Below are 15,383 nucleotides of genomic sequence, written 5' to 3' on the forward strand. Positions count from 1 at the left end.
ATTAAATCCCTTGCGCCGACAGATTTTTTGATACGGTGCCAATATCACCCGCGCCTTGGGTAATTAACAAATCCCCTTCACGTAAAACATTCTTGAGAATAGAGCGCAAATCCGCCTCTCCACCAACATGAATTGGATCTACATTACCGCGCTGGCGAATACTGCCGCATAGGGAACGACTGTCAGCACCATTTATTGGCTGCTCACCAGCAGGATACACATCCAATAAAAGCAATACGTCAACTTGCGACAAAACACGTACAAAGTCTTCATAAAGATCTCGTGTACGGGAATATCTATGGGGCTGGTATACCATCACTAAACGCTTTTCAGGCCAACCATCACGAATCGCCTTGATGGTTGCCATCACTTCGCTAGGGTGATGACCGTAATCGTCCACAAACATCACTTCTGTTTTATCAGCCAACTTCAAAGGTTGTTGTTCTTGAAAACGACGTCCCACCCCTTCAAAGCCCATTAACCCAGCCTGAATAGCCGCAGCATCCACACCTAAGTCTGTCGCCACTGCAATAGTCGATAATGCGTTCAGCACATTATGACGGCCCGGCATTGGCAAACGGATTGTTAATGGTTCACCTTCTGGACGATGCGCCATAAATTCACAAAAACGGCCTGTTTGAGTAATGTTTGTAGCATAAAAATCTGCTTCATTTTCTATCCCATAGGTCAGCACTGGGCGACTTAGATGCGGCAAAATTTCCCTTATATTGGCATCATCAACACACATTACGGCCAAACCGTAAAAGGGTAAATTATGAACAAATTCAACAAAGGTGTGTTTTACCTTCTCAAAATCCCCTTGATAAGTATCCATGTGATCTTCATCTATGTTGGTCACTATCACGGTCTGAGGTTGTAAATGGAGAAATGAAGCATCGCTCTCATCCGCTTCGGCAACCAAATAGGAACTACTACCCAGTTGAGCATTGGTTCCCGCACTGGTAAGACGCCCACCAATAACAAAAGTCGGAGTTTCCCCTGTTGCTGCCAAAACAGATGCCATCAAACTGGTAGTGGTGGTTTTACCATGCGTCCCAGCCACTGCAATACCGTGACGATAGCGCATGAGCTCAGCCAACATTTCAGCACGACGAACAATAGGAATACGATGTTTTTTACCCCAAATAATTTCAGGATTAGCTTCATTAATAGCGGTAGAAACCACAATAACGTGCGCATCGAAGACGTTATCTTCTTCATGCCCTATACAGATATTAATACCTAACTTAGCCAATCGATTCGTCGTAGAAGAGGCTTTAAGATCGGAGCCTGATATCTTATAGCCTTGATTATGCAATACTTCGGCAATGCCACACATTCCCACACCACCAATACCAATAAAGTGGATATTTTGGATGCGACGCATAGTCGGGATATCGTATTGAACTTTGTTTTCCATCATGATTTCACTAACCTTAAGCAATGTGCAACGACATCTTGTGTCGCTCTCGGGTGGGCAATCAGCTTTGCCTGCTCACCCATTTTTAATAATGTTTCGTCACTTTCCAACAGCCCAGCTAACAAAGAAATCACCTTCTCACTGCTTAATTCTGATTGCGGTAACAAATATGCTGCGCCAACTTTCTCCAGATGACATGCATTTTCTGTTTGATGATCATCAATCGCAAAAGGAAATGGCACTAATATGGATGGCAATCCGGCAATCGCCAATTCACTCACCGTCATCGCGCCAGAACGACATAAAACCACATCAGCCCAATAATAGGCGTGATTCATATTTTCCAAGTAGGGCTCAACACGTGCCTCCACTCCAAGCGATCGGTACGTATTCTGAACTTCGGTATAATTACGCTTACCTGTTTGGTGCCATATATCTAAGCGTTGTGAAAATGGCCATTCAGCCAAAATTTTCGGCACCATATCGTTAATCGCTTTGGCTCCTAGGCTGCCTCCTACCACCAACAAACGCAGAGGTCTGGCTGAATCAAATCTTGACGCCCTCACCTGTTGGTGCAAAATATCGCTACGAACTGGATTACCCAAAGTCAACGCCTTAGGCAAAGCCCTATTAAAAGCTTGCATACGAAGGTTAGCTACTTTCGCCAACAATTTATTAGTTGTGCCAGCAACAGCATTTTGCTCATGAATGGCCAAAGGAATACCCAGCAGTTTTGTCGCCACACCGCCTGGACCAGCAACAAATCCTCCCATGCCTAACACCACATCCGGTTTTAAAGATTGCATAATAGCAACCGCCTGACCTATGGCATGAATAATACGAAACGGCGCAGCTATCAACCCCAATAGCCCTTTACCACGCACCCCTTTGATAGATAAAGTATGCAACGGAATCTCGTTCTGCGGCACAATAGATTCTTCCATGCCACCTTTCGAACCTAACCAATGCACTTCTACTCCATTCTTTTTAAAATTCTCAGCACAGGCTAAAGCTGGATAGATATGGCCACCTGTTCCACCCGCCATAATAACGACCTTGTTCACTTTGCTCATCCTGCACTCTCTTTTATTAATCTATTGTTAAGGACAGAACCTTCAGCGCGACGATTCTCTACATCCACTCGAGCAATAACAAACAAACTTGCCATAGTAATAATGAGACTACTGCCACCAAAACTGATTAATGGCAAAGTCAGCCCTTTAGTAGGCAAAAAACCTGTATTTACACCAATATTAATGATGACTTGAGCCAGTATTAAAATAGCGAATCCAAAACTCATATATGCTGCAAAAGGTTGCCCAAGAGACATAGCCTTATAACCTATTTTAAAAACGCGACTCACCATTAAACCAAATAACAGAATGAGTAAGAGACCACCCATCATTCCAGTCTCCTCTACCCAAATTGAAAACACAAAATCGGTATGAGCTTCTGGCAAATACGATAGCTTCTGTACACTGTTACCCAAACCTAAACCAAACCACTCCCCTCGACCGTAAGCGATCAATGCTTGACTCAATTGATAGCCTTCATTAAAAGGATCTTCCCAAGGGTCTAAGAAATTCATTAAGCGAATAAGACGATAACTTTCCGACACAGCCACCAAAGCTAGCACAGACACAGCCGCGACCATCAAAAGTAAAAATTGATACAGAGGAGCACCGCCTAAGAACAACAACACCATAACAGTGCCAAGCAATACAACAGAGGCTCCAAAGTCTGGTTCTAATAGTAAAAATAATAAAAAAATACTACACAGACACAAAGGGAGCACGAAGCCAACCCAGCCTTGTCGCACACGCTCAGCACGACGCACCAGATAGCCAGACACGTAAACCACCATACAGACTTTCGCCACTTCCGACGCTTGTAGATTAAACAACACCAGATTAATCCAGCGACGACTACCATTGACACTTTTTCCTATGCCGGGCACCAAGACCAAAATCAGCAAAACCAATGACAGCCCCATCATCAAAATACCCCATTTTTGCAGCTGACTAGTCGGCAAAGACAACATAATCCAACCAAAAATCAGTCCCAAAATAAGATAAATCGTTTGACGAACCATAAAGAAATAGGGGTGACCATGAAGGTTCTCAGAAATAGAAATAGAAGCACTGGACACCATAATAAGACCCAACGCCAAAATCCCGGTAACAGAAGCCAGAAACAAAGCGTCAACTCGCGAGAATTCATCTAAGGTTACACGATCAAAAAGACTCATCCACTTCATAGCGCATTAACCAGGGAAACAAAGTGCTGACCTCGCACTTCATAATTTTTGTACATATCCAGACTCGCGCAAGCTGGCGAAAACAAGACTATGTCGCCCTCTTCGGCCATTGATGAGACGGCCAGAACAATCTCATCCAAGGTCTCACAACGAGAAAAAGTCACATCTTCAGGTACAATGCGTGCAATACGTTCAGCGTCTTTACCAAACAAATACAAGTGACTTACAAATTGCTGTAGCGGCGTTGCCAGTCCACTAAAATCCGCCCCTTTACCTTCACCGCCAGCGATCAACATAATATTTTTTCGGCTCGAACCCAATCCCTGAAGTGCCGCCAAGGTAGCACCTAAATTAGTGCCTTTAGAGTCATTAATGTATGTGACTCCCAGATGCTGGCGCACCGTCTCACAGCGATGTTCTAAACCACCAAAGCTTGCAAGTACTTCAGCAATTTGCGGCGTTTTAATATCCACTTTCAGCAACTCTAACATCGCCAAACAAGCCAACACATTGGCATGATTATGAGAACCTTTTAAGGCAATCTGATCAGTGTGGTAAAGACGTTCTACACCACGACACAACCAAGCGCCATCGCCATCAGGCAGAAGACCAAATTCTTTGAGATCTGGACTTTTCGTTGTGAAAGCTCGCACGGGAACACCTTCAGCTAATAAAGGTGCAGTGAGAATATCTTGTTTATTACAGACTGCCGCCTTACAACCGCGATAAACCCGTTGTTTGGCTCTTTGATATTCATATAAATCCTCATAACGATCCATATGGTCTTCTGAAACATTAAGCAAGCATGCCACATCTGCTTTCAAGGCATGGGTCGTTTCCAACTGAAAACTAGACAACTCCAGCACATAATAGTCTTTATCTTCTGCTAATAAGTCTAACGCTGGTAAACCAAGGTTACCGCCCGCTATAACATCTTTGCCCAGGGCTTGTAATAATCTAGCCAGTAAAGTTGTGACGGTACTTTTGGCATTTGATCCAGTGATGGCCACAAAGGGTGCATTGGCGTAATCACAGAACAAATCTATGTCGCCACGCATAGCAACACCCTTTTCAGCTAAGCGTTTCAAAACTGGCGTTTTTAAAGAAATACCAGGACTGACAAACAACTCAGTTACGCCCAGGCTTTCAAGCACATCCAAATCCCCCACCATGATTCGATCTTCAGGGCAATGAGCCTTTACCTCTTCAAGCCCAGGTGGCTGCAGGCGCGAATCCACCACATAAAAATCCAATCCTTTTGCAGCCAAAAAGCGTGCACAAGATAACCCTGTCGCTCCCAAGCCGACAACGGCTCTTATTCGATCTGACCCGATTAACGACATGATGCTTCTCCTAGCGAACTTTCAGAGTAGCCAAACCGATCAAAACCAGACACACAGTTATGATCCAGAAACGCACAATGACTTTGGGTTCTGCCCAACCTTTTAATTCAAAATGATGATGAATCGGCGCCATTCTAAAAATACGCCGCTTGGTTAATTTATAAGACGCTACCTGTAAAATGACCGATACGGTTTCCATTACGAACACGCCCCCCATAATGAAAAGCACCAACTCCTGACGAACCACAACAGCAATCACACCCAGCGCAGCACCTAACGCCAAAGACCCCACATCCCCCATAAAAATTTGCGCAGGGTAAGTGTTAAACCATAAAAAGCCTAAACCAGCACCGGCCAAAGCAGCACAGAACACCAGTAATTCACCTGTGCCTTGCACATAGGGAATCAACAAATATTCTGAAAATTGACTGTTACCCGTCAAATAAGCAAAAATACCAAGCGCGCCACCGACCAGCACAGTTGGCAAAATTGCTAAACCGTCCAATCCATCCGTTAAATTTACCGCGTTACTGGTCCCAACAATGACAAAATAAGTAAGCACGACAAAAAAGATTCCCAAAGGAATAGCGACATCTTTGAACAGAGGAACAATCAGCGAGGTTTGCACTGGTGTTGTGGCTGTGATGTAAAGAAACACGGCCGCTGCCAAACCGAAGAAACTCTGCCAAAAATACTTCCACTTTGCAGGTAAGCCGCGAGGATTCTTCTCCACTACTTTACGGTAGTCGTCCACCCATCCGATAGCACCAAAACTCAACATTACCAATAGCACTAACCAAACATACTGATTGGTTAAATCACCCCACAATAAAGTACTCACTGAAATAGAGAAAATAATGAGTGCACCGCCCATAGTGGGCGTACCCGCTTTGGATAAATGGGTTTGCGGCCCATCATCTCGAACCGCTTGACCAATTTGTAAACGCTGCAGCATAACAATCACCTTATTACCAATTAATAAAGAAATTACCAACGCAGTTAACACACCTAAAATGGCGCGTAATGATAGATAATTAAATACCGTAAAGAAGGTGTGATACTTACTTAAATAGGTTGTGAGAAGAAGTAACATGGCTCAAGAACATCCTAATCTTTTAATCTTTCTACAATTTTTTCCATCTTAGCGGAGCGAGAGCCCTTCACTAAAATAGCGTGGTTTTTATCTAGCTCTTGCACTACAACAGCTGCTTCTTCATGGTGATCGCAAAAATAAGCATCACCGCCCAAGTTATCAAAGGTTTTTCCTGCAATCGCTGCCAAAGGCCCTAAGCAGACCAAATGTGACACGCCTTTTTGCTTTGCATATTCTCCTAATTCGGCATGAAATTCCTCTTGGCGCTCGCCAAGCTCTCCCAATCCCCCCAAAACCAACCAGCTTGCCGAGGCAGATTGCATGGTCAGCACATCAATGGCCGCCTTCACCGAAGTGGGGTTCGCATTGTAACAATCATTGATCAACAGAGCGCCTTCTTTTGTACTTAGACGTTCTAAGCGTCCTGACACCTGAACTGCTTGAGCCAACTTCCCTGCAGCCTCAGTGAAAGACATTCCAACTGTCATCAGTGCCAACACAATCGCCATACCATTAGCAATTTGGTGACGTCCTGGACTTCCCACTTCGACTAACGAGGTTTCACCTTGATAGCACAAAGTAACTTGGCTGGATTGCGCACCGAGCACAATGTCTTTAGCAAATAAACTGGCTTTGTCGGTAAAACCAAACGACAAGACCTTCCGTTGCCCAGCAATACCACACCAATAGTCAAAAAACGCATCGTCTGAATTCAAAATCACTGTGGCCTTGTCTGCCGCTCCCGTGATTAAACAGCCTTTTTCGATGGCAATGCCTTCTAAGCTGCCCAAGCCTTCAAAATGACTGCCACTGGCATTCGTCAAAATCACCACATCTGGCTGAGCAATACTTGCCAAACTGGCAATTTCACCAGGATAATTGGTACCAGCTTCTATCACTGCCACTTCATGTTGTGGTTGTAATTCCAGTAAGGTTTGCGGCAAACCAATTTGATTGTTTAAGTTGGCGCGGGTTTTTAACACATTTTTATCGCTGAGGGACTGGGCAAGCCAGTCTTTTACGGTAGTTTTACCATTACTGCCAGTAATACAAATCACTGGCCCTTGAAATGCTTGACGTATTAGGTTGGCAATTCGACCATATGCCACTCGAGTATCAGCTACCCTAATGTGACAAATGCCTTGCAACTCGCTATCACTCACTACACAAACCGCCCCCATTTCAATGGCCTGATAAGCAAAATCATGGCCATCAAAATGTTCACCTCGTAAGGCAACAAACACGCAACACGCTTCGATTTTGCGGGTATCTGTGATAACTGCTTCAACAAATAGATTGTCTCCCACCAGTTCGCCATGACAAGCGAGGGCAATTTCTTCCAGAGACAATTTAACTAACATATTCTTCTAACACCTTGCTGGCTTCTTCTTTGTCATCAAAATGGTGCTTAACACCATCAATATCCTGGTAAGTCTCGTGTCCTTTACCAGCAATTAAAATAACATCATTTGGCGAGGCTGACATCACTGCTTCACGAATTGCCAAGCGTCGATCTGCCTGCAGATGATAACAGGCCTCTGCGTCAATTTTCTCTACCGCATCTGCAAATATTTGTGCTACGGATTCCGTTCGCGGATTATCAGAGGTTAACCATACCTCATCGGCATTTTCCATTGCCGCCGCCATCATTAATGGACGCTTCCCTCTATCCCTATCACCACCGCAGCCAAATACACAAATAAGCTTACCACTAGTATGCTCTTTGACTGCCTGTAAAGCACTCTGCAAAGCATCCGCGGTATGTGCAAAATCCACTACCACTAACGGCGCATCTTGCGTTTCTATCTTGTCCATTCTGCCAGGCGCGCCTTGCAGGGTTTGCAATGCCGCAATTAAATTTTGTTTATTGACAGTTTGCTGCCAGAGTGCGGCCAATGCAGCCAAGGCATTTTGTACATTAAATCGACCCAATAGAGGCAAAAAGACATCTTGTTCACCTTCAGGGTGACATAAAATAAAACGACAACCTGTTAACTCAAGTTGTAAATCCTTGGTGTAAAAATCTGCTTGCGAATTAGCCTCACTGTAAAAATAGCAATTAGCATTTATGGCAGGTTGCGCCATAAAAGCAACATATTCATCATCTAAACAAAAAACCGCATTCTCAACACTAGGGTAAGAGAACAACTTTTGCTTGGCTGCGGCATAATTTTCCATAGTAAGGTGATAATCTAGATGATCTCGGGTTAGATTAGAAAATACCGCGGTCTGAAAAGGCAAACCTCTAATACGCTCTTGATCAAGCGCATGAGAAGAAGCTTCAAAGGCAACATAATCTACGCCTTGCTGCGCGAGAGACATTAAGGTTTTATGCATTGTCAAAATGTCTGGCGTAGTTTGTTCGGCGGTTTCCAATTGACTCAGAGGACCGATACCAAAGGTCCCTACCAAACCACTTCGCTGCCCTAATTTTTCAGCCAGTTGCGCAGCATAAAAACAAATGGAGGATTTACCATTGGTACCCGTTACCGCCATCATTTTGGCTGGCATTGACCCAAACTTTTGCAAGCATGAAAGCATCAGATTAATGGGATCATCCACGGTAAGCAATTGAATATCCTGTCTCTTAATCTTCAAGCCAGTTGGTAAGATTGCCAGCTGACAACCTAACGCAACAACATTATCAAGATAATCCCAACCATTTGAGGTCACACCTGGCAAAGCAAAAAAAACGCCGTCCTTATCCAGTTTTCGACTATCCGTTTCTACGTGACTATAAAAAGTAGAATGCGGGATACTCTGTTCAGAATAGCCCGCCAATAAAAGTATATCGTGATGAGAAATGACTGGCATAAGCTAGCCTCCTTGCGCCACCTGATATGGAAGCTTTTTGGTTTGTAATCTCACTTCCCGCAATCCCTCTGGCAAATCTGGATAAATATTTAATGTGGTGAGCGCACCTTCCATCACTCTTGAAAATACTGGTGCCGCCACTTCTCCGCCATAATATTCACGACCTTTTGGATCATTTACCATCACCACCATAGCCAATCTTGGATTAGACGCAGGCGCTACGCCGGCGAACAAGGCAATATATTGATCGTATTCATAACCCTTTGAACCCACTTTGTGTACCGTACCCGTTTTACCCGCCACACGATAACCCGGAATTTTCGCCGCTTTACCTGAGCCTCGCTGTACAACAGCCTCCATCATTTTCACCACATCACTGGCAACCTGACTGGGTATCACTTGCTTTCCTTCAGCTGGTACATCTTGCTTAAAAATAGTGACAGGAACACGATAACCATGGTTAGCCAATGCCATATAAGCTTGTGCTAACTGAAGTGTGGATACAGACAAACCGTACCCATAAGATAAGGCTGCAACTTCAGCTGGATGCCACTTAGGATGCGACGGCAAAACACCTGAAGCTTCACCAGGGAAACCAATACCAACTGGCGAACCAATACCAAGCTCATAATCCATATTCCAAACTGCATCTTGTGATAAGGACAAAGCGATTTTAGAAGCCCCCACGTTGCTCGATTTAATCAGCAGCTTCTCAAAATCTATGGCGCCGTAGTTAGCCGCATCACGAATGGTAAAGCGTCCAAAGCGCAGGTAACCAGGGGAGGTATTAATTATAGATTCTGTAGAATATTGACCCGACATCAGCGCTGCAGAAATAGTAAAAGGCTTCATAGTCGACCCAGGTTCAAACAGATCAATCACAGCACGATTACGCAATTCTTCATATTCTAATGTAGAGCGATCGTTCGGATTATATGATGGCTGATTGACCATGGCCAAAATTTCACCCGTTTTCACATCCAAAATCACTGCTGATGCGGATGTCGCCCTATGCTCAGCTACGGCAGCCTTAAGCTCTCGATAAGCCAGATACTGCAATCTCAGATCAATACTTAACTCAATATTTTCACCAGGACGCTCGTTTTTCTCATCGCCAATGCCGTGAATAATATTACCCGATAAATCTTTAAGATAACGACGCTCACCTGGCTGCCCTTGCAAAGCGGCATCATAAGCCAGCTCGATACCTTCCTGTCCTTTATCGTCTATATTAGTAAAACCAACTACGTGAGAAGCCACTTCACCTGCTGGATAGAAGCGTTTGTACTCTTTCATCTTACTAACGCCTAATACTTTTGCCGCCATAATAGTATCGGCTTCTTGTGGTGGTATTTGACGACGTAAATACATGAAAGAGCGATTTTTATTCGCCTCAAACTTTTCTTGCAACCAGGCTCGCCCTACCCCCATCACTTCGGCAAGACGTTTAATTTCTTGCTCTGGGCCTACACCGATTGTGGGGTCGCTTGGCATTTTCCACAACGCTTTAGGGTTGGCGACAATCGTCCAAGTTGGTGTACTAACCGCTAAGGGCTCACCACGACGGTCTAAAATCATACCTCGAGTAGCAGGAATAGATTCGGTTCGAACAGCACGAATCTCACCCTGATTCTGTAAAAAGGCTTTATCTACTACGGTCAGATAAAATAAACGCCCAGCCGCCACCATAAACAAAATGAAGGCCATGCCATACACAAATCGTAGGCGCCATTTACCGATATATTGAGAACTCTCTAAAGTTTTCATGGTTTCACTATTATCAATTCATTTTGAGATGGCGCATGCATATTCAGATCCTTTATTGCTGTCTGTTCCAACCGACTTGGTTGAGTTAAAGCACTTTGCTCCAAAAGCAACTGCCCCCATTTCACTTCAAAATCCACTTCTTCTTGCTTGAGTTTCTGTAAATACGAAAAATCTTGTCGAAACTCATAAACCTGTACCACAACGAATATAGAAACCAGAGTCAGCAACACCACACCAAATAAAAAGATGATGACCGTGAATCTCGTTTTATTCACTGACACGTTCCAATACTCTTAGTACCGCACTGCGCGAGCGAACATTATCATTTACCTCATTCTTAGAAGGTTTGATTGCCTTACCCACGGTTTTGAATTTGATGTCCAAATGCGCATTCTGAATCGGCAAATGTCTTGGCAATTCTGGCCCTTTGGCTTTTAATTTCATAAAACGCTTAACAATACGGTCTTCCAATGAGTGAAAGCTGATCACCACTAAACGACCACCTACTTTGAGAGCATCCACTGCCGCTTCTAAACCTTTTTCTAAATCACCCAATTCATTATTTATGTGAATGCGAATCCCTTGAAAAGCGCGAGTTGCAGGGTTTTTGCCTTTTTCCCAAGCAGGATTTGCTTGGGCAATGATTTTTGCCAATTGCAAAGTACTGACGATTGGCGTATTTACTCGATATTCACATATAGCTTTAGCAATACGACGAGAAAAACGCTCTTCACCATATTGATACATCACGTCAGCCAAGTCTTTTTCATCTACTATGGCAATCCATTCAGCTGCACTCATACCCTCATCTGGATTCATGCGCATATCCAATGGACCATCATTCATAAAACTGAAACCACGCTCAGCATCATCCAACTGAGGTGATGACACACCCAAGTCCATCATGACGCCGTCAACCTTCTCAGTTCCAAATACGGCTGAAATGTGCGTTTTCATATTGGCAAAACTGTCTTGCACGATTTGAAAACGTGCATCCTCTTCTTCGAGTTGACGACCAAAACCAATCGCCACAGGATCTTTATCAAACCCCAACAAACGCCCTTGCTGTAACTGACTCAATACCAAACCTGTGTGCCCACCCCGACCAAAGGTGCCATCAACATAATCCCCATCTGGATTGGTAACCAACATGTCGACGGATTCATTGAGCATTACACTAATGTGTTCGTGTTCGGCATTTGTCATAAAGAGATATCCATCATGCTTTCTGTCTGTAAATCCTCAAGCGCATCTTGGGATAAATAATCTTCTCGTTGCGCATCCCATTCTTCTTGACTCCAAATTTCAAGCTTTTTGCCTTGACCAAGAATGGTGAGCTTTTTATCAAGCCGCGCAAATTCTCGAAGCGGCGCTGGTAATAAAATTCGCCCCGCTTTGTCCACTTCTAAATCGGTTGCGTGCCCCACTAACAAACGCTGCAAACGCCTTGCTTGTGGTTGAAAAGTAGGCAGCTTGTCTAATTTCTGCTGAATTAACTCCCACTCTGATAAGGGGTACAACAATAGACAACGAGAAACCGGATCTATGGTAACCACCACACCTTCCTCCTCGTATTGGCTGAGTTCATCACGCAAGCGAGCTGGAAGTGACATACGCCCCTTCGCATCCACACTGACTTGATGAATACCTCTAAACACAATTATATCCCACTTATCGACACTTTCTCCCACAATTTAACACCATTACACCACAATAGTAAAAAAATAATGGTTAAAAAATGCAAAAAGGCCGTAAAACAGACATGAAAAAGCCTCACCAGACTTAAAAAAGTGGTAAACGAAGCCCTTTCTGGGGATAAAAAAGACTTTAAAAACAATAAAAAAGGAAAAATATGGGGAAAAGTCCCACTTTTAACAAACAAAAACACCCAAAAAGGGATGAAGTGGGAAATAAGGACAAACTAAATCAAAGCTCGGCTAAAGAATATCGTTTTCAGCCAATATAAAGAGAACACTTTAATGAGGAACAAAGAAAAGAAAAAACAAGCTGGTCGATAAGCCGGGTTCTGTCATGGACAGTCATTCATCTAATACGTACATCACTGCACGTCTTTAGCAACCTACCCGAACTCAGCGCGGGTCACGCCAAAGAGTTCCTATTTGGTCTTGCTTCAAGTGGGGTTTACCATGCCACGAACTGTTACCAGTCGCGCGGTGCGCTCTTACCGCACCATTTCAACCTTACCGGCAGTAAACTGCTTAGGCGGTGTGTTTTCTGCTGTACTTTCCGTAGGCTCACGCCCCCCAGGCGTTACCTGGCACTTTACCCTGCGAAGCCCGGACTTTCCTCCCCTCATAAAATGAGCGGCGACTGCCTGACCAACTTGCGACGCGCATATTACGTTTCTCGACACAGAATGACAAGGCATTTTAAGTGATGAGCTGAATTTCTACTTCATTGGCAAGCTGAAACACACCTCCAGCCCCCCTTCAGGACGATTCTTGGCAGTAATCTTACCTTTATGAGCACGAATAATACGTTGAGAAATAGTCAAGCCAACGCCAAAACCGCCACTGTTGGCCTCCCTTGCTTCGGAAGAACGATAAAAAGCATGAAAGATTTTCTCCAACTTCTCTTCATCCACGCCAGGGCCATTATCTCTAACATAAATAAAGGCTTCACCCGCCCTTTCTTCCGTTACTACTTCAACAATACCACCTTTCCCCGTATAAAAGCAGGCATTGCGCAACACATTCTCAATCGCATGCCGTAATTGTAGCGGATCACCTACCAAGGCTTTCGGCAACCGTCCCGTTTTGGTGACGGAGATACCCTTTAACTGACTTTCAAAGTTCACATCAGCCACTATCTCATCTAGCCACACCTGCACATCCATGCTTTCCTTAACCAATGCCGCAGCTTCCAAACGACTCAGAGTCAGCACTTGACCGATCAATTCATCCAACTCATGCAATTCATCACGGATACGACATAAGTAATTCTTCTGCGCATCAGTACCATACTTATCTTCAGCTATGGTTAACGCCACCTCAATTCGAGCTAAGGGCGTGCGTAATTCATGTGACACATCACGCATCAAGCGTTCTTTAGAAGACAGCAAAGTCTCAATACGCCCCGCCATCTCATTGAACTCACGCGCCAATTTACCTACCGCATCACTCCGGCGCGCCAGTTTATTCTCGACCCGAACAGACATTTCACCACGACCAAAAGAACGAGCAACTCGCTGTAACTTAAGCAAGGGACCAAGCAACCAATAAGCCAATACACCGCTGGATACTAACAAGCCTAATAAGGAGAACCCCACCACAGCCTCTGGCGCTAAGGAGTTCAGTTCAGGATTGGGCTTAAAGATCAACAAATACTGAACATTGTTACCACCGATCACTTGAATGAATTGGCTATGTAGAAAGTCCGCTGATGGCTGACCACTCGCATCAGCCGAATTTTGCTCACGAAAGTTACGAGGTAAGGCTTTCAATAAAGGCTTACCATTTTCTTGATACAAATAAATGGAACCAGATAAACGCTTCTCTGCTTGAGCAGTTTCCTTTTCCAACACCGCAATACCAAACTTCTCATAACTGGATACGAGCTGGACACCCACATCGCCCAACAAGTCCGCAGAAACTTGATTTTGTTGCTGAACAATTTGAACCACGCTCAAACCAATACTAACAACCACAATATTAGAAAGCAGCACGACAAGAAACACGCGCAGAAAAGTGTTTTTCATGAAAGCTTAGGCGCCATGATCATTTGCAACAAAAATATACCCTACACCACGAACCGTTTTAATTCGCGGATCACCATTCTCTAAACTACCAATTTTCTTACGCAAATTACTAATATGCATATCCAAACTACGATCATACATAGTTAATTTACGACCCAATGCCTTCTCAGACAATTCTTGCTTGGTTAAAACTTGACCTGGTGCCATTAGCATACATTCAAGTAAGGTATATTCAGAGGTTGTTAATTCAACCAGTTCACCTTCCAGATAAACAGTGCGATCTTTACGGCGCAACAACACGCCCGATAACTCAATATCCGCCGTTGGATCGTCTTCTTTTTCTTGGCTAGCGCGACGTAAGATTGCTTTAATTCTCGCCAACAATTCACGTGGATTAAATGGTTTCGACAAATAATCGTCTGCGCCCATTTCCAAACCTAAAATACGATCAATATCATCCCCTTTCGCTGTCAACATAATAACTGGGACGGAACTCTTATTGCGGATTTGTTTTAGGGTTTCAAAGCCATCTAATTCAGGCATCATAACATCCAAAATCACAATATCAGGCATGTCATTTGCCATCAACTCCAAGGCCTCACGACCATTCCATGCATGCATCACCTCATAGCCTTCACCATCAAAATATTCTTTTATTAAATCCGATAAGCGAGCATCATCATCAGCCAACAACAACTTCACCATATTTAAATCCTCTTCCACCAATCTTTATTATATCGGCACACTATGCCTTCGATTCAATTGTAAAGATTACCCTAGACAACAGCACACCCGCGCGCCTCTTTTCACACTATTTACAAAGAATACTTAATATTGAACTATGGGATTTATAACAACAAAAAAGCCGCAAAACTGCGGCTTCAGACTGCTGATAAAGTCCTCGCCTTCGTGCGGGGACTTTTTATAATAGTCTCATGCTTAAAGAACGCCCCCAAACCCAATCCACTTTA

At 44.0% G+C, this 15,383-nt stretch carries 13 protein-coding genes and 1 other RNA gene; all 14 read right to left on the bottom strand.

Annotated elements, in window-relative coordinates; translation table 11 throughout:
* Position 1: 1 nt before the first annotated feature.
* Positions 2-1,423, bottom strand: a complete 1,422-nt coding sequence (gene murC, locus ACXAH2_RS16215) for a UDP-N-acetylmuramate--L-alanine ligase (protein ID WP_475079933.1) — start codon at positions 1,421-1,423, stop codon at positions 2-4.
* Positions 1,420-2,493: an undecaprenyldiphospho-muramoylpentapeptide beta-N-acetylglucosaminyltransferase gene (gene murG / locus ACXAH2_RS16220; protein WP_475079934.1), complete on the bottom strand. Its 1,074-nt coding sequence runs from the start codon at positions 2,491-2,493 to the stop codon at positions 1,420-1,422. The genes murC and murG overlap by 4 nt, the downstream gene beginning before the upstream one ends.
* Positions 2,490-3,677, bottom strand: a complete 1,188-nt coding sequence (gene ftsW, locus ACXAH2_RS16225; RefSeq protein ID WP_475079935.1) for a putative lipid II flippase FtsW — start codon at positions 3,675-3,677, stop codon at positions 2,490-2,492. The genes murG and ftsW overlap by 4 nt, the downstream gene beginning before the upstream one ends.
* Positions 3,674-5,020: a UDP-N-acetylmuramoyl-L-alanine--D-glutamate ligase gene (murD, locus tag ACXAH2_RS16230; protein WP_475079937.1), complete on the bottom strand. Its 1,347-nt coding sequence runs from the start codon at positions 5,018-5,020 to the stop codon at positions 3,674-3,676. The genes ftsW and murD overlap by 4 nt, the downstream gene beginning before the upstream one ends.
* Positions 5,021-5,030: 10 nt before the next feature.
* Positions 5,031-6,113 carry a phospho-N-acetylmuramoyl-pentapeptide-transferase gene (gene mraY / locus ACXAH2_RS16235; RefSeq protein ID WP_475079939.1) on the bottom strand — a complete coding sequence of 361 codons (1,083 nt, stop codon included), beginning with the start codon at positions 6,111-6,113 and terminating at the stop codon, positions 5,031-5,033.
* A gap of 14 nt (positions 6,114-6,127) precedes the next feature.
* On the bottom strand, positions 6,128-7,474 hold the full coding sequence (locus tag ACXAH2_RS16240; RefSeq protein WP_475079941.1) for a UDP-N-acetylmuramoyl-tripeptide--D-alanyl-D-alanine ligase: 1,347 nt from the start codon (positions 7,472-7,474) through the stop codon (positions 6,128-6,130).
* On the bottom strand, positions 7,464-8,927 hold the full coding sequence (locus ACXAH2_RS16245) for a UDP-N-acetylmuramoyl-L-alanyl-D-glutamate--2,6-diaminopimelate ligase (protein WP_475079943.1): 1,464 nt from the start codon (positions 8,925-8,927) through the stop codon (positions 7,464-7,466). The genes ACXAH2_RS16240 and ACXAH2_RS16245 overlap by 11 nt, the downstream gene beginning before the upstream one ends.
* 3 nt (positions 8,928-8,930) lie before the next feature.
* Positions 8,931-10,694 (bottom strand): peptidoglycan D,D-transpeptidase FtsI family protein, encoded by a 1,764-nt coding sequence (locus ACXAH2_RS16250; RefSeq protein WP_475079945.1) that lies wholly within the window; start codon positions 10,692-10,694, stop codon positions 8,931-8,933.
* Positions 10,691-10,969: a cell division protein FtsL gene (gene ftsL / locus ACXAH2_RS16255; RefSeq protein WP_475079947.1), complete on the bottom strand. Its 279-nt coding sequence runs from the start codon at positions 10,967-10,969 to the stop codon at positions 10,691-10,693. The genes ACXAH2_RS16250 and ftsL overlap by 4 nt, the downstream gene beginning before the upstream one ends.
* The gene (rsmH, locus tag ACXAH2_RS16260) at positions 10,962-11,900 is read right to left on the bottom strand and encodes a 16S rRNA (cytosine(1402)-N(4))-methyltransferase RsmH (protein WP_475079949.1); all 939 of its coding nucleotides are present in this window, start codon (positions 11,898-11,900) and stop codon (positions 10,962-10,964) included. The genes ftsL and rsmH overlap by 8 nt, the downstream gene beginning before the upstream one ends.
* The gene (gene mraZ, locus ACXAH2_RS16265; RefSeq protein ID WP_353668746.1) at positions 11,897-12,352 is read right to left on the bottom strand and encodes a division/cell wall cluster transcriptional repressor MraZ; all 456 of its coding nucleotides are present in this window, start codon (positions 12,350-12,352) and stop codon (positions 11,897-11,899) included. The genes rsmH and mraZ overlap by 4 nt, the downstream gene beginning before the upstream one ends.
* Before the next feature lie 341 nt (positions 12,353-12,693).
* An RNA gene (gene rnpB / locus ACXAH2_RS16270) (RNase P RNA component class A) lies at positions 12,694-13,041 on the bottom strand.
* A gap of 63 nt (positions 13,042-13,104) precedes the next feature.
* Positions 13,105-14,412, bottom strand: a complete 1,308-nt coding sequence (locus tag ACXAH2_RS16275) for a sensor histidine kinase (protein ID WP_475079951.1) — start codon at positions 14,410-14,412, stop codon at positions 13,105-13,107.
* A 6-nt stretch (positions 14,413-14,418) separates the two neighbouring features.
* The gene (locus tag ACXAH2_RS16280) at positions 14,419-15,117 is read right to left on the bottom strand and encodes a response regulator (protein ID WP_475079952.1); all 699 of its coding nucleotides are present in this window, start codon (positions 15,115-15,117) and stop codon (positions 14,419-14,421) included.
* Between the last annotated feature and the right edge of the window lie 266 nt (positions 15,118-15,383).

The sequence above is a fragment of the Marinomonas sp. ABL3_031 genome, assembly GCF_056161265.1.

Excerpts from the sequence above, each read along its gene's own strand:
- murD (WP_475079937.1), bottom strand. The coding sequence starts at position 5,020 with ATGTCGTTAATCGGGTCAGATCGAATAAGAGCCGTTGTCGGCTTGGGA.
- ACXAH2_RS16280 (WP_475079952.1), bottom strand. The coding sequence starts at position 15,117 with ATGGTGAAGTTGTTGTTGGCTGATGATGATGCTCGCTTATCGGATTTA.
- murC (WP_475079933.1), bottom strand. The coding sequence starts at position 1,423 with ATGATGGAAAACAAAGTTCAATACGATATCCCGACTATGCGTCGCATC.
- mraY (WP_475079939.1), bottom strand. The coding sequence starts at position 6,113 with ATGTTACTTCTTCTCACAACCTATTTAAGTAAGTATCACACCTTCTTT.
- ftsW (WP_475079935.1), bottom strand. The coding sequence starts at position 3,677 with ATGAAGTGGATGAGTCTTTTTGATCGTGTAACCTTAGATGAATTCTCG.
- ACXAH2_RS16240 (WP_475079941.1), bottom strand. The coding sequence starts at position 7,474 with ATGTTAGTTAAATTGTCTCTGGAAGAAATTGCCCTCGCTTGTCATGGC.
- ACXAH2_RS16250 (WP_475079945.1), bottom strand. The coding sequence starts at position 10,694 with ATGAAAACTTTAGAGAGTTCTCAATATATCGGTAAATGGCGCCTACGA.
- ACXAH2_RS16245 (WP_475079943.1), bottom strand. The coding sequence starts at position 8,927 with ATGCCAGTCATTTCTCATCACGATATACTTTTATTGGCGGGCTATTCT.
- ACXAH2_RS16275 (WP_475079951.1), bottom strand. The coding sequence starts at position 14,412 with ATGAAAAACACTTTTCTGCGCGTGTTTCTTGTCGTGCTGCTTTCTAAT.
- murG (WP_475079934.1), bottom strand. The coding sequence starts at position 2,493 with ATGAGCAAAGTGAACAAGGTCGTTATTATGGCGGGTGGAACAGGTGGC.
- rsmH (WP_475079949.1), bottom strand. The coding sequence starts at position 11,900 with ATGACAAATGCCGAACACGAACACATTAGTGTAATGCTCAATGAATCC.